Origin of the sequence: Leifsonia sp. LS1, from assembly GCF_020521355.1 — a bacterium.
In the GTDB taxonomy this organism is placed as follows: domain Bacteria; phylum Actinomycetota; class Actinomycetes; order Actinomycetales; family Microbacteriaceae; genus Leifsonia.
The window spans coordinates 1-13,780 of record NZ_BPER01000003.1 but is presented as its reverse complement, the minus strand read 5'-3'; the positions used below and the strand labels follow the sequence as shown (position 1 = coordinate 13,780).

General features: G+C 71.1%; 13 protein-coding genes. 4 read left to right on the top strand and 9 right to left on the bottom strand.

Translation table 11 applies throughout. The annotated features are described in order from the left end of the window. The 4 genes from LLS1_RS06300 to LLS1_RS06285 all read right to left on the bottom strand — a co-directional run bounded on the left by LLS1_RS06300 (position 1) and on the right by LLS1_RS06285 (position 4,182). Positions 1 to 888: a carbohydrate ABC transporter permease gene (locus tag LLS1_RS06300; RefSeq protein ID WP_226654065.1), complete on the bottom strand. Its 888-nt coding sequence runs from the start codon at positions 886 to 888 to the stop codon at positions 1 to 3. Further along, positions 888 to 1,841 (bottom strand): carbohydrate ABC transporter permease, encoded by a 954-nt coding sequence (locus LLS1_RS06295; protein ID WP_226654064.1) that lies wholly within the window; start codon positions 1,839 to 1,841, stop codon positions 888 to 890. The genes LLS1_RS06300 and LLS1_RS06295 overlap by 1 nt, the downstream gene beginning before the upstream one ends. Before the next feature lie 19 nt (positions 1,842 to 1,860). After that, a complete protein-coding gene (locus LLS1_RS06290) occupies positions 1,861 to 3,183 on the bottom strand; it encodes an ABC transporter substrate-binding protein (RefSeq protein WP_226654063.1) in 1,323 nt (440 codons plus the stop codon). Positions 3,184 to 3,300: 117 nt separating this feature from the next. Continuing rightward, the gene (locus tag LLS1_RS06285; RefSeq protein WP_223358170.1) at positions 3,301 to 4,182 is read right to left on the bottom strand and encodes an SIS domain-containing protein; all 882 of its coding nucleotides are present in this window, start codon (positions 4,180 to 4,182) and stop codon (positions 3,301 to 3,303) included. A 139-nt stretch (positions 4,183 to 4,321) separates the two neighbouring features. On the opposite strand from LLS1_RS06285, the gene LLS1_RS06280 reads away from it, so the two are divergent. Next, on the top strand, positions 4,322 to 5,389 hold the full coding sequence (locus tag LLS1_RS06280) for an amidohydrolase family protein (protein ID WP_226654062.1): 1,068 nt from the start codon (positions 4,322 to 4,324) through the stop codon (positions 5,387 to 5,389). A gap of 135 nt (positions 5,390 to 5,524) precedes the next feature. On the opposite strand, the gene LLS1_RS06275 is transcribed toward LLS1_RS06280, so the two are convergent. After that, positions 5,525 to 6,385, bottom strand: a complete 861-nt coding sequence (locus LLS1_RS06275) for a class II fructose-bisphosphate aldolase (protein WP_226654061.1) — start codon at positions 6,383 to 6,385, stop codon at positions 5,525 to 5,527. Beyond that, positions 6,382 to 7,695: an alpha-galactosidase gene (gene melA, locus LLS1_RS06270; protein ID WP_226654060.1), complete on the bottom strand. Its 1,314-nt coding sequence runs from the start codon at positions 7,693 to 7,695 to the stop codon at positions 6,382 to 6,384. Before melA ends, LLS1_RS06275 begins: the two co-directional genes overlap by 4 nt. A 128-nt stretch (positions 7,696 to 7,823) precedes the next feature. On the opposite strand from melA, the gene LLS1_RS06265 reads away from it, so the two are divergent. Together LLS1_RS06265 and LLS1_RS06260 are read left to right on the top strand one after the other, a co-directional pair. After that, positions 7,824 to 8,639 carry a DeoR/GlpR family DNA-binding transcription regulator gene (locus tag LLS1_RS06265; RefSeq protein ID WP_226654059.1) on the top strand — a complete coding sequence of 272 codons (816 nt, stop codon included), beginning with the start codon at positions 7,824 to 7,826 and terminating at the stop codon, positions 8,637 to 8,639. Between the two features lie 159 nt (positions 8,640 to 8,798). Beyond that, positions 8,799 to 9,230 carry a hypothetical protein gene (locus LLS1_RS06260; RefSeq protein WP_226654058.1) on the top strand — a complete coding sequence of 144 codons (432 nt, stop codon included), beginning with the start codon at positions 8,799 to 8,801 and terminating at the stop codon, positions 9,228 to 9,230. Positions 9,231 to 9,245: 15 nt separating this feature from the next. Here the strand turns inward: LLS1_RS06260 and LLS1_RS06255 are convergent, their stop codons facing one another. The 3 genes from LLS1_RS06255 to glsA form a co-directional block, all read right to left on the bottom strand. Further along, the gene (locus LLS1_RS06255) at positions 9,246 to 9,767 is read right to left on the bottom strand and encodes a hypothetical protein (protein WP_226654057.1); all 522 of its coding nucleotides are present in this window, start codon (positions 9,765 to 9,767) and stop codon (positions 9,246 to 9,248) included. Positions 9,768 to 9,850: 83 nt separating this feature from the next. Beyond that, positions 9,851 to 11,470 carry an MFS transporter gene (locus LLS1_RS06250; protein ID WP_226654056.1) on the bottom strand — a complete coding sequence of 540 codons (1,620 nt, stop codon included), beginning with the start codon at positions 11,468 to 11,470 and terminating at the stop codon, positions 9,851 to 9,853. Then, the gene (gene glsA / locus LLS1_RS06245; RefSeq protein ID WP_226654055.1) at positions 11,470 to 12,519 is read right to left on the bottom strand and encodes a glutaminase A; all 1,050 of its coding nucleotides are present in this window, start codon (positions 12,517 to 12,519) and stop codon (positions 11,470 to 11,472) included. The genes LLS1_RS06250 and glsA overlap by 1 nt, the downstream gene beginning before the upstream one ends. Positions 12,520 to 12,744: 225 nt before the next feature. Here glsA and LLS1_RS06240 point away from each other — a divergent pair, with 225 nt between their 5' ends. Next, positions 12,745 to 13,713, top strand: coding sequence for a Gfo/Idh/MocA family protein (locus LLS1_RS06240; RefSeq protein WP_226654054.1), 969 nt, complete (start codon positions 12,745 to 12,747; stop codon positions 13,711 to 13,713). Positions 13,714 to 13,780: the final 67 nt, after the last annotated feature.

The following is a 13,780-nucleotide window of genomic DNA, read 5'->3' as shown; positions in this document are numbered from 1 at the left end:
TCATCCCTTCAGTCCCGAGAACGTCATGGTCGCGATGAACTGCCGCTGCGCGAACAGGAAGAACAGGATGAGCGGAAGCGTGGCGATCACGTTGCCGGCCATGATGAGGCTCCAATCGGTCTGGTGCGCGCCCTGGAAGTTCGCGATGCCGAGCTGCAGGGTGAACGCCGACTGGTTGTTGATCGCGATGAGCGGCCAGACGAGGTCGTTCCACGCCCCGAGCAGGGTGAAGATCGCGAGCGTGGCGAGCGCCGGGCGGGCGAGCGGCAGCACGATCCGGAAGAACACCTGCCAGCGGTTGCAGCCGTCGATCGCTCCGGCCTCCTCCAGCTCGGCCGGAAGCGAGAGGAAGAACTGCCGCATCAGGAAGATGCCGAACGCGGTCGCCAGCCAGGGCACGATCGCCGCGCCGAGACCGTTCAGCAGCCCCAGCTTCGCGAACAGGATGTAGGTCGGGATCATCAGCAGCTGCGTCGGGATCATGATGGTCGCCAGGATCATCAGGAACCCGAAGTCGCGGCCCGCGAACTTCAGCCGGGCGAAGCCGTAGCCCGCCAGCGAGCACAGCACGATGTTCGACACGATCGCCGTCGCCGAGACGATGACCGTGTTGCCGAGCCAGAGCAGGATGTCGGTCTGCTGGAACAGCTTCACGTACCCGTCGATCGTGAAGTGCGACGGGATGAACGGCGGCGGGAACGCGACCAGCTCCTTCGCCGGCGAGAACGACGCGAGCGCCATCTGCAGAAACGGCACCAGGAAGAGGATCGCGATCGGGAAGAGCACGAAGTGCCAGCCGCTCAGCCGGCGGCGGCGCGGCGATCGGGCGCGCGTCTCCTCCGCCACCGTGCGGGAGGCCGAGGAGACCTCGTCGAGAACCGTGGCCATCAGAACGCCTCCGAGCCCCGGCGCCGCTGGATGACCACGACGCCGATCGTGATGAGCAGCGTCGCGGCGAAGAGCACGTAGGCGGCGGCCGAGCCGTAGCCGAACTCCAGCGCGTGGAACGCCTTGTCGTACAGGAAGTAGACGATGGTCTTCGTCGCGTCGAGCGGGCCGCCGCGCGTGGTGGTGTACACGAGGTCGAAGAGCTGGATCGCCTGGATGGTCTGCCAGATCGCGACGAACGCCGTGACGGGCGCGAGCTGCGGCCACACGATCCGCCAGAAGGTCTGCCAGCGGTTCGCGCCGTCGATGCGCGCGGCCTCGATGAGGTCGGCGGGCACATCCTGCAGCGCCGCCAGGTAGATCACCGTCGTGAAGGCGGCCGAACCCCACAGCGACATGATCGCGATGACGAGCATCGCCTGCTTCGGGTCGTCGAGCCAGCCCTGCTGCGGCAGGTGGAGCACCCGCAGCACGTTGTTGACCAGACCGAACTGCGGGCTGAAGAGGTACGTCGACAGGATGCCGGTGGAGGCCGCCGACGCGACGAACGGGACGAAGATCGCGGTGCGGTAGAAGCCCATCCAGCGGATCCGCCGGTTGAGGGCGACAGCCAGGAACAGCCCCAGCAGCACGGAGGCGGGGACGAACAGCAGCGTGAAGCCGACCGTGTTGAGCACGGCGTTGCCGAAGTCGGCGTCGCTCATCAGCTGCGCGTAGTTGTCCCCGCCGACCCAGGACGCGTCGCTGAAACCGTCCCAGCTCTGGAATGACAGCACGAACGCCCACAGCGCCGGGAAGATCGACAGGCCCAGGATGATGATGGTCGCCGGGGCGACGAAGCCCCAGCCGGTCAGCGCCGAGGTGAGCCCGCGGCGCCGACGGCCCCGGCGCGACCCGGTCGCGTCCGAGGACGCGCCGGGCCGCCGGAGCGCGGGGGCGGTGGTGTCTGCCATGCGCGTGGCCTCGCCCCTCTTACTTGTCCTTGGCGAGGGCCGCGTCGGCGGTCTTCGCCGCGTCCTCGAGCGCCGCCTTCGGCTCGCCGTCGCCCTGCAGCACCGCCGAGATCGATTTGCCGATCGCCACGGAGAGGGCCGCGTACCCCTTGGTCGTCGGGCGTGTCTGCTTCACATTGGCGGAGTTGGCGACGAAGACCTCGTAGCCGGGGTACTCCGCGGCCTCCTTGGCGACGGCGGCGGAGTCGGCCTCCGACGAGCGCAGCGGGAGGTTGCCGATCGCGACGTTGAAGCGCTCGTCCTGCTCGGGCGATGTCAGCCACTCGGCGAACTGCGTCGCCCAGTAGGCCCGGTTCTTGTCCTTGTGGTCGAAGAGCGCCCAGATGTCCGGCCCGGAGACCGTCTGGTGGTCGCCGTCCGTGCCGGGCAGCTGCACGACGCCGTACTTCGTGCCCCCGGTCTTGAGGTCGGAGAGCTGCCAGGGGCCCGAGGTGATCATCCCGATCCGGTCGCTGACGAACAGCTGGCCGAACTTCACGTCGGTCTGGTCGAGATAGACGCTCTTGTCGTCCACGGCCATGTCGCGCAGGAAGGTCAGGGCGTCGTCGCCGGCCTGCGAGGCGAACTCGGCCTTCGTCGCGTCGTCGTTGAGGATGGCGCCGCCGTTCTGCCACAGGTGCGGCCAGAACTGCCAGGTCGTCTCCTCGCTGCCGGACACCGAGTAGCCGTAGCCGTAGATGTGGTTGGCGGGGTCGGTCAGCTTCTTCGCCGCCGCCCGGAAGTCGTCCCACGTCCAGTCGGCCGTCGGGTACGCGACACCGGCCTTGTCGAAGAGCGTCTTGTTGTAGAGGAGGCCGATGTTGTCCACCACGGCGGGGAAGCCGATGACCTTCTTACCGGTGGGCTGGGCGGTGCCGCGGGCGGCCGCGGTGAACTCGTCCCACTTGACCTCCGGCTTCTTCACCTCGTCCGAGATGTCCAGCGTGCGCCCGGAGGCCTCCAGCTGGCCGGCCCACGAGCCGAACGCGTACGACATGTCCGGGTACTGGTCGCCCGCGAAGCCGGCGGAGAGCTTCTGCAGCAGCTGGTCGGTCGAGGAGGCGCCCGGCGAGAGGTCGATGGTGACGTTCGGGTGGGCCTTCTCGAATTCCTTCGCGAGTCCCTCCATGACCTTCTGCGCGGCGTCGGCCTGGCCGGACCAGACCTCGATCTCGACCTTGGCCTTCGTGTCGAGCGTGGTCGCGCCCTGCGAGCCGCTGCACCCGGCCAGGGCGACGACTCCGACGGTGGCGGCCAGCACGGCGGTGGCGCGCAGCGCCCGTCTGCGGAATGGAGTCAGCATCTTCGGATCTCCCTTGTGGATTCTGCTGGTGTCGGATTCTGTCGCGCCCGGCTGCGGGTCAGCCGGGCGGGGGGGCGCCCGCCCCCCCCCCCCCCCCCCACGAGCGCGGCTGGGGGGTCAGCCGAGCACGATGGAGCGGGTCAGGTGACGCGGGGTGTCGGGATTGAGTCCGGCGCGCTCGGCGACGGCGACCGCGAGGCGCTGCGCCTGGGCGAGCTCGACGAGCGGGTCGGCGTCGCCCACGCGCACGGTCGCGCCGGTGCGCTCGATGTCGGCGACGAGGCTGGGCTCGGCCTTGCCGATGATCCACACGAGCGAGCGGGAGTCCGCGACGGCCAGCGGGCCGTGACGGTAGTCGAGCGACGGGTACGACTCGGCCCACGCCTGTGCGGCCTCGCGGATCTTGAGCGCCGCCTCCTGGGCCAGCCCGTAGGTCCAGCCGCTGCCGAGGTAGACGAAGTGGCTGACGCCGTCGAGGTCGACGTCGAGCGGGCGGCCGAGCACGGCCTCGGCCTCGGCGGGGAGGGCGGAGACATCCTGGCCGAGGGCGTGGCGCGCCAGCAGGAGGAAGGTGGTGGGGAAGCGGGTCTGCACGACCGACTCCTCGTCGGCGAAGTCCAGCAGCAGCACGTCGTCGGCGCGCTCGGCGACCGGCGAGTCCGCCACACCGGTGACGGCGATGGTACGGACGCCGGCCGGGATGGTCTCGATCGCGTCGAGCACCTCGGTCGTGGTGCCCGAGCGGCTCAGCAGCAGCACGGCGTCGTAGTCGCGCCACGTCCACGGCTCGGAGGCGTAGGCCGCGTCGGTCACGCCCAGCCCGGCGCCCTCGCGCAGGTAGGCGAACGACTCGGCGACGAAAGCGGAGGTGCCGCAGCCGAGCACGAGGACGCTCTCGCCCGGGCGGGCGAGCAGCTCGGTCGCGCGGTCGGCTCGGGTCGCGAGCGCCTCGCGCCAGATGTCCGGCTGGCTGGCGATTTCGCGGGAGGTCAGTGTCACGAGGTGCTCCTGTTGGTCGTTCCGGTGCGTGCGCACTCCGGTGCGCGTTGTGATTATCATTGGCGGACATTGAGCGTTTGACAACGAAACTGTGCAGATCGCTCAGTCTGCCTGATTGTTTGTTACAGAGAGGTTTCGAATGCCGAAGCAGGACCACCCCTCCCTCGCCGACCTCCGCCTCGCCGACTGGGCGCCGCGCAGCCAGCTGCGCACCCGCACCACCGTCGTCGACAGGCCGGCCCATCCCGTGATCGACGTGCACAACCACCTCGGTCGCTGGCTGACCGACGGGGACTGGATGATCGACGACGTGCCCGCGCTCGTCGCCCTCATGGACGAATGCGGGGTGGAGACGATCGTCAACCTCGACGGCCTGTGGGGCGAGGAGGTCACCGCGAACGTCGAGCGCTACGACCGCGCACATCCCGGCCGCTTCGCCACGTTCTGCCAGCTGGAGTGGGACCTCCTGGCCGCGCCGGACGGCGTCGCCCGGCTGATCGCGTCGCTCGACGACAGCGCCGCCCGCGGAGCCCGCGGTGTGAAGGTCTGGAAGAGCCTCGGCCTGACGGTGCGCGACGCGGACGGCACCCTGATCCTCCCGGACGACCGGCGGGTGATCGACGTGCTCGCGCACGCCGGCTCGCTCGGCCTCCCGGTGCTCATCCACACCGCCGATCCCATCGCCTTCTTCGAGCCGCTCGACCGCCACAACGAGCGGATCGACGAGCTGGGCGCGATGCCCGAGTGGTGGTTCGGCGACAGCGACCGGCACCCCCGCTTCGACCGGCTGCTCGACGCGCACGCGGCGCTCGTGCTCGGTGCTCCCGGAACGAGGTTCATCGGGGCGCACGCCGGGTGCGCGGCCGAGGATCTCGACCGCGTCGAGCGTCTGCTGGAGGCCGCACCGAACTACGCGATCGACACGGCGGGCCGCATGGCCGAGCTGGGCCGCCAGCCGCGGCGGTTCGCGCGCCTCGTGGCCGCGCATCCCGACCGCGTGCTCTTCGGCACCGACATCTACCCGGTGACAGCCGAGCAGTACCGGCTGCACTACCGCTTCTTCGAGACCGCGGACGAGGGCTTCGGCTACGCGCCCGAGAGCGACATCCCGGGTCAGGGTCGATGGGACGTCGCCGCCCTCGATCTCGACCCCGTCCTCCTGGAGCCCGTGTACCGCGGCAACGCCCGCCGCCTCCTCGCCCTCTGACCGCACATTCGTGCGCGCGCGAGGACGCTTCACATTCGGCACGAATCGCGGAAAAGCGGCGCGCTTTCGCCACATTCGGCACGAATCGCGGAAAAGCGACGCGCTTTCGCCACATTCGGCACGAATCGCTTGCGGCTAGGCGAGGGTGCGGCGGGACTCCACGACCCGGCAGAAGGCGGCGACGAGGTCGGCCATGGCAGCGCGCGCGCTGCGCGTGTAGCGGCGCGGATCGACGGCGTCCGGCTGGTCGGCGAGAGCGCCGCGCAGCGCGCTCGTGTACGCGATGTTGAGCGCGGTGCCCACATTGACCTTGCGGATGCCCGCGGCCACGGCAGCGGCGATGACATCGTCGGCGACGCCGGACGAGCCGTGCAGCACCAGCGGCACCGGGACGGCGGCGGCGAGCCGGGCGATCAGGTCGAGGTCGAGCTGCGCCGAGCGGTCGCGCATCGCGTGCGAGCTGCCGACCGCGACGGCCAGGCCGTCCACCCCGGTCGCGGACACGAACTCGGCGGCCTCTCCGGGATCGGTGCGGACGCCGGGCGCGTGCGCGCCGTCCTTGCCGCCGATCTCGCCGAGTTCCGCCTCCACCCAGACGCCGACCTCGTGGGCGCGGGCGACGACATCCCTGGTCGCCGCGACGTTCTCGTCGTACGGCAGCCGGGAGGCGTCGAACATGAGCGAGCCGACGCCGAACTCCTGCGCGCGGGCGAGGACCCGATCCACCAGGTCTCTGCTCTCGATGTGGTCGAGGTGGACGCCCAGCGGCGCCTCCGACGCGGCGGCGATCTCTCGGCACGCCGCCAGCAGCGGCTCCGGCGCCCCGCGGAACGCGATCGCGTTCTCGCTGAGCTGCAGCAGCGCGGGAGAGCCGGCCGCGGCGGCCCCCGCCGCCACGGCCTCCGCGTGGTCGAGGGAGAGCACGTTGAAGGCCGAGAGCGCTCCCCCCTCCGCGACCGCCCCCGCGATCAGCTCGCGGGTCGCCGCGAGGCTCACGGCGTCCCCTGCAGGGTGCCGCCGAGAGCGGCGGGCAGCAGGGGCGCGTGCCGGGAGGTCAGCTCGTCGCACAGCGCCCAGATCTGCTCCGGGGTGAGCGACGACGACGCGTTCGGATCGGTGAGCACGGCACGGCGGACGAGTTCCGGGTCGCCGCTGCGGGCAGCCTCGATCGTGAGCTCCGCCACCGAGAGGTAGGTGCGGTTGAGTGCGGCGCCCTGCACGGGGATCGCGCCGAACGGCAGGGGGTGCACGCCGTCCGCGTCCACCCGGCTCGGCACCTCGACGACGGCGCCCTCCGGCAGGTTGTCGATCAGACCGCGGTTGACCACGTTGGCGTGGATGATCCGCTCCGTGCCGGTGAGCACCGAGTGGATGACCTGGGGCGCGTACTCGGCGGCGCCCTCCTCCAGCGCCAGCGGCTCCCCGGCGGCAAGCGCGGCCCGGGCGTGCTCGAACTCGGCGACGTTCTCCTCCGAGATGCCGATGTACTCGAGCGGGTTCAGGCGGAAGCGCTCGATCTGCTCGGGCGAGCGGAGGAACCAGTCGAGGTACTCCGAGGAGTGCTCGCTCGTCTCGGTCGGGTAGAAGCCGATGCGGCGGAAGATCTCCACGCGCACGCGGCGGCGCAGCTCCGGGTCGCGCTCGACGGCCTCCCGCAGCTTCGGGTAGAGGTCTTCGCCGTCGCGCGACCACTCCACGAGCCAGGCCTGGTGATTGACGCCCGCGGCCCGGTAGTGCGTGCCCTCCATCGGGACGCCGATGAGCTGGCACAGGTCGTGGACCGTCCAGTAGACGCTGTGGCACAGGCCGACCGTCTTGATCGAGGGGGCGACGACGGACATCCACCACACGTTCATCGCCATCGGGTTGGTGTAGTTGAGGAACCACGCGTCCGGGCAGAGGTCGAGCATGTCGGCGGCGATGCCCGAGAGCACGGGGAAGGTGCGCAGCGCGCGGAACACCCCGCCGACGCCCGTGGTGTCGCCGATGGTCTGCAGGAGGCCGGCCGCGGCCGGGACCTCGAGGTCGACGCGGGTGGCGTCGATGCCGCCGACCTGGATCATGTTGATCACGAAGTCCGCGCCGGCGAGCGCCTCACGCCGGTCGAGCGTGGCGACGATCTCGGCGGTGCGGCCGAAGCGCTCGGCGACGTGCTCGGCCGTGCCCTGCGCCACGTGGAGGCGCTCGGCGTCGATGTCGTGCAGCACGATCCGCAGCGAGGGCAGGTCGTCGAAGCGGAACAGGTCGGCGAGGAGCTGGCGGGTGAAGACCACGCTGCCCGCTCCGAGGAAGACAATCTGAGGCATGATGCGATCCTGCGGTAGCGTGTCTACTCCGCGCAACAGAATGAGCGATTCACCGCTAAAGTGATCATGTGGAGTGATCGATTCGCGATCGTCTCCGTGCTCGACCGCTCTGCCGAAAGGACCGCTCCATGGTCGCTCCCGCCGCCGAATCGCTCATCGCACGCGTCACCTCCGGTCGCCGCGCCCAGCGCCTGCTCGCCATCCTCGATCTGATCTCCGAGCGCGGCACCATCAGCCTCGCCGATCTCTCCGAGGCACTCGGCATCTCCGCCGCCACCGCCCGCCGCGACCTCTCCGACCTCGCCGACCAGAACCTGATCCTACGCACGCACGGCGGCGCCTCCGCCCTGGAGCAGGGCCGCGAGATCCCGGTCGCGCTGCGCGACACACGGTTCCAGGAGGCCAAGCGGGCGATCGCGAAGGCCATGGTCAGGAGGCTGCCCGCCGAGCGGCACGTCGTCGCGCTGAGCGGCGGCACCACCACCGCGAGCGTCGCGCGTGCCCTCGCGAACCACCGCGACATCGCCGTCGTGACCAACTCCCTCAGCATCGCCGGTCTGCTCTCCGGCTACGCGGGCGTGCGGGTCGTGATGACCGGCGGCTTCCTGCGCCCGCAGTCGCTGGAGCTCGTCGGCGCCCTCGCCGAGAGCACCTTCAACGCCGTCAACGTGGGCACCGCCATCCTCGGCGCCGACGGCATCAGCGCCACGAGCGGCGTCACCACCCACGACGAGACCGAGGCGCGCACGAACCGCGCGATGGTCGCCAAGGCGCAGCGCACCGTCGTCGTCGCCGACGGCTCCAAGATCGGCGGCGTCGCCCTCGCCCAGATGGCGGAGATCGAGCAGGTCGAGATGCTCATCACGGACAGCAGCGCCGACCCCGACGAGCTCGACCGGCTGCGCGCCGCCGGAGTGAAGGTCGTCATCGCCGACGAGGAGTGACGGTGCCCGGCCGCCGAGGTTCACGTCCGTGCGGCCATTCCGCGTGCGTGACGGCCACGACGTGAACCTCGCGGAGCTCGTGACGTCATCCTCCGGACGGACGACGGGTTGGTCCTCTCGGCCGACGCGCCTGCGCCTCCCGCGCGGTGGACTGGAGCCATGAAGCGCACCAGCACCTCCGGTCAGGCCGTCCGCATCCTCGCCCTCGCGCTGCCCCTCCTCGCCCTCGCCGCACTCGTCGGGACGAACAGCGGCAGCGCACTCGCCGCCGCCGTGTCCGTCGCGGCGGCGCTCGTGACGCCGCCGGTGCTGAACTTCCTCGCGACGCGCGCCACCCGCCGGCTCGGCTCCGCGTCCCTCCCGCGCCGGGTGTGGATCGCCGTCACGTGCGCCCTCTGGCTGGGCATCACCGGAGCACTGGCGATGGGTCAGCACTTCCTCAGCGTGCAGGCCGGCGCCGGCGAACTGCTGTTCCTGCAGATCGCGGGCGCGGCGTGGCTCGGCGCGACCGTCTCCGTCCTCCTGTCGCTGGTCTTCGCCGTGGCGATGACCGTTCGGTTGATCGCGAGCCCGCGGCCCGCCGAGGGCTGACCCCGCCTCGCCGTCTCAGAGCCGCAGCACCGACGGGCGCGGGAGGCCGAGGTCTTCGAGCAGGTCGCCGAGCAGGCGGTCGAGCTCGAAGGCGGCCTGTGTGATCTTGTTGTTGCCGAAGGTGCGGAGCGCAGAGCTCGGCTGGTCGAAGGCAAGGACCGTGCGGGAGCCGCGGGCGTGGAGCTCGAGGCGCGCGGGGGCGTAGAGCGCGGTCCCCGGGTCGTGGCGGAACATCCGGGCCGCGGTGACGTAGTCCCCCAGCGCGTAACCGGCGGCGGGCAGGTCGGCGCCGCCCACGCGCATGACCGGCGTGGGGTCGTACGACCAGAACCGCAGCAGCCCCGACGGCCCCGAGACCTCCCGGGTCAGCTCCGCCCACGACGCGCCCGCGCGCAGGAGTGACGCCACCCGCTTCTCGTCGAGCGCCGGCACCTCCCGCTCGAGCGCGGCCCGCAGCGCGACGAACGGCGCCTCGGCCTCCAGCTCGATCCGGTTCACGCTGACCGACACGATGCGCTCGCTGGCAGGAATACTCACCCCACCATCCTCCCGCCCCCGACGAGTCTGCGGAAAGTGGGGCCGAAACCGTTGAGTACGCAGAGAATTCGCGGACTCGGCGGCTACACGTTCTCGGGCTCAGGGATCTCGCCGGGACGGTACCGGGGGAGGCGCGAGGCCGGGATGATGGCCACCGCCGAGACGCCCGCGAGGATGAGGAGGCCGAGCTTCAGAGCGCTGAGGCGGGCGTCCTCGTTCACCGCGACGGCGGCCTCCACCTGGGCCGGGGTGGCGTCGGTGCGGGAGAGCGCCGCGCGCAGGTCGTCATTACTGACGAAGTTGATGTCGTCGAGGTCGACCTGGGCGACGATCTCGGGCGGCAGCTCGCGGTGGTCGGCGACCGCCTGGCCGACGTTGAGTCCCAGGATGGTGACGAGCATCGCCCCAGCGAGCGCCGTGCCGACCGCGGAGGCGAGGTTCTGCGTGGTGCCGCGCACCGACCCGACGTCTCCCGCGAGCTTCTTCGGGGCGGATGTGACGAGCACGTTGAACACCAGGGTCACGAGGGCGCCCTGCCCGACGCCGAAGACGATGAGGCCCAGGATGGTCGGCAGCGTCTCCCAGTTGTTGGTCACGACGAACGCCAGCCACACCAGCGCCACGGTGGTCAGCGAGAACGAGAAGACCCCGATCGTGCGCGGAGCGAACCTCCCGTAGAAGCGCACGACGAGCGTGGCCACGATGAACACCGTCAGGTTGAACGGCATCATCGCGAGCGACGTGTCGAACGGGGTGCGACCCTGGACGATCTGGATGTACAGCGGCACCGAGAAGTTGAGCGCCGCCTCCAGCGCGACGACGATGAACATCGCATAGACCGCCGCCCGCTCACGCGAGGACCCGAGCACGGTCAGGCTGACGAGAGGCACCTTGCCCTGCTTGGTGCGCCTCCGCGTCCAGAGGAAGAACGCCTGGCCCAGGATGAGGCCGAGCAGGATGAAGACCGGGGCCGGCGAGAGCCCGAGGATGCTGAACGGTGCGCTGTCGCGCGCGAGCAGCACGCCCCACGCGTTCAGGTTGTTGAAGCCCAGGGTGAGCAGCACGATCGCCGCGCCGATGAGCACCGCGGCGACCACGTCGATCTTCACGGCCGGATTGGCGCCGTCGCTGCGCAGCCGCGTGCTGAAGATGAGGACCAGGATCGCGAGGACGAGCACGATGCCGAACACCGGCCGCCAGCCCACGAACGTTCCGAGCGCGCCGCCGATCAGGAAGGCGCTCACGCCCGAGATCGCACGGGCCGAGCCGAGCGACCCGACGGCGGTGGCCTGCTGCGCGCCGCGGTAGTTCTCGGCGATCAGGGCGACGAGCGACGGCACGATGATGGCCGCCGATGCACCGGCGAGGGCCTGTGCCGCGATCACCCAGCCCACGGTCGGAGCGAGGATCATCGTGAGCGCAGAGACCGCGAAGATCCCGACCACGATGCGGAAGATGAGCACCCAGCCGATCCGCTGGCCGAGCTTCGCGCCGACCATCACCAGCGCCGCGACCGTCAGGCCGTAGGTCACGATCGCCGTGCTCACCGAGGTGGGCGGCACGCCGAAGTCCTGGACCATGCCGCCCAGCGAGACGGGCAGTGCCGCCACGTTGAACGACATCAGCACCTGGGCGAGGAACAGCCCCACCATCGGGGCCCAGGAGGCTCGGGGGGCGGTCTGCGTGTCCGACGTCGCGGTCATCACACGGTCCTTTCGTCGGGGGCGGGCGTGGATGCGGGAGCAGGCACGGCAGACGCCCCGACCGCGGCCGACGCGAACAGGTTCAAGCCGAGCGTGCGCGACAGGTAGGCGGTCGCGCGCTCGCCGCGCACGCTGTTGCCCGCGGCGTCCAGGGGAGGGGCGAACGTCCCGATCGCCCCCTTGCCCGGCGCGATCGAGACGATGCCGCCCGAGACGCCGGACTTCGCAGGCAGTCCGATCTGGAACAGCCACTCGCCCGAGCGCTCGTACAGTCCGTTGGCGGCGAGCACGGCGAGCGTGTCGCGGCTCACCTCCTCCGACACCACCCGCTCCCCCGTGACCGGGTTCACGCCGCCGTCGGCGAGGGTCGCGCCCATGATCGCGATGTCGCGGGCGGTGACCAGCAGCGAGCACTGGCGGGTGTAGACCTCGACGATCTCGCCGGGCTCCCCGTCCAGCCGGCCGTAGCTCTGCAGGAGGCGGGCGATCGCCTGGTTGCGGGAGTTCGTCTCGGACTCGGAGGTGAAGACGCGGTCGTCCACCTCCAGGGCGCGCCCGGCGAAACGGGCGAGACCGCGCGCGATCGTCTCCCACTTCGCGTCGGCGGTCTCCCCGGCGACGAGCGCGGTGGTGGCGATCGCGCCGGCGTTGACCATCGGGTTCATCGGGTGGCCGCCGTTGAGCTCCAGCGCGATCACCGAGTTGAAGGGGAGGCCGGTGTTGTCGACGCCGACCAGCTCGCCGATCCGCTCGTGCCCGAATGCGTCGCACACGAGCGCGTAGACGAACGCCTTGGAGATCGACTGGATGGAGAACGGGACGCCGGTGTCGCCGATCTCGACGAGTCCGCCCGCCGTGTCGGCCACGCAGATGCCGAACCAGCCGTGGTCGGCCTCCGCGAGGGCGGGGATGTAGTCGGCGACCGATCCCGCATCCACCCCGCGGTAGCGCTCGTGGGCCGCTCGCACCAACTGCTCCACGCGGTCGCGCGCGGGGAGCGCGCCGGTCGCCGCCTCCTGCCGGATCCCCTCGGTGTCCGTCTCGAACATCGCGCTCCTCCCGCCGCCTGCCGTGCTGACGCTATCGATCCGCACGCCGCTCCGCCAGACCCCGTGTGGCCCGGCTGCGTCGAGACGGCCCGACATGCCGTGCGCGACGCCGAGACGGCCCACAGTCGGCCGCCTCGATGACTCGCGCGCAGTCGAGCGCGGCGGGAGCGTCGCTACGATGGCGGCGCGGGTCCGTGCCGATGCGGGCCCGACGAGAGGACACGAATGACCACCTGGGGAATCCTCGGCACCGGCGGGATCGCCGCCGCCATGACCGCCGACCTGACGCTGCACGGCCACGCGGTCGGGGCGGTCGGCTCGCGCACGTCGGAGTCCGCGGCGCGGTTCGCCGCGTCCCACGGCATCCCGCGCTCGCACGGCAGCTACGAGGAGCTGGTGGCCGATCCCGAGGTCGACGTGGTCTACATCGCCACCCCGCACCCGCAGCACGCCCCCAACGCGCTGCTCGCTCTCCGCGCCGGCAAGCACGTGCTGGTCGAGAAGCCGTTCACGATGGACCGCGCGGAGGCCGAGCAGATCGCGGAGGCCGCCCGGGCCGGCGGGCTCGTCGCCCTCGAGGCCATGTGGACGCGCTGGCTCCCCCACATGCTGCGCATGCACGAGGTGATCTCGGACGGCACGATCGGCGAGGTCCGCTCGGTCATCGCCCACCATTCGCAGAAGGCGAGCCCCGACCCGGCCGGCCGGATGCTCAACCGGGCGCTCGGCGGCGGCGCCCTGCTCGACCTCGGCATCTACCCCGTGTCGTTCGCGTGGGATGTGCTCGGAGCGCCCTCGGGCATCCACGCGATCTCGACGCCGACGGCGACCGGCGTCGACCGGCAGACCGCCATCCTCTTCGCCTACGAGAGCGGCGCGCAGGCCGTGCTGACGACCGAGCTGGACGCACGCGGCAGCAACACCGCGACCGTGATCGGCACCGACGGCCGCATCGAGTTCGACCCGTTCTTCTTCGCTCCGACCGCCTTCCGGGTGCTCGACCCGGAGGACACGGTCGTCGAGCGGTTCGAGGCGACGGTCACCGGTCGCGGGATGCAGTACCAGGCGCAGGCGATCGAGCGGCTGATCGCGGCGGGCGGCGTGGAGGACCCGCGCCTCCCGCTCTCGCAGTCGGTCGAGATCATGGGCTCGCTGGACGCGATCCGCGAGCGCATCGGCCTGCACTACTCCTAGCCGGCGCCCCTTCGCGGCGCCGCCGCCGCAATCGCGGGGGGGGGGGCCGCCCCCCCCCCGCGGCGGG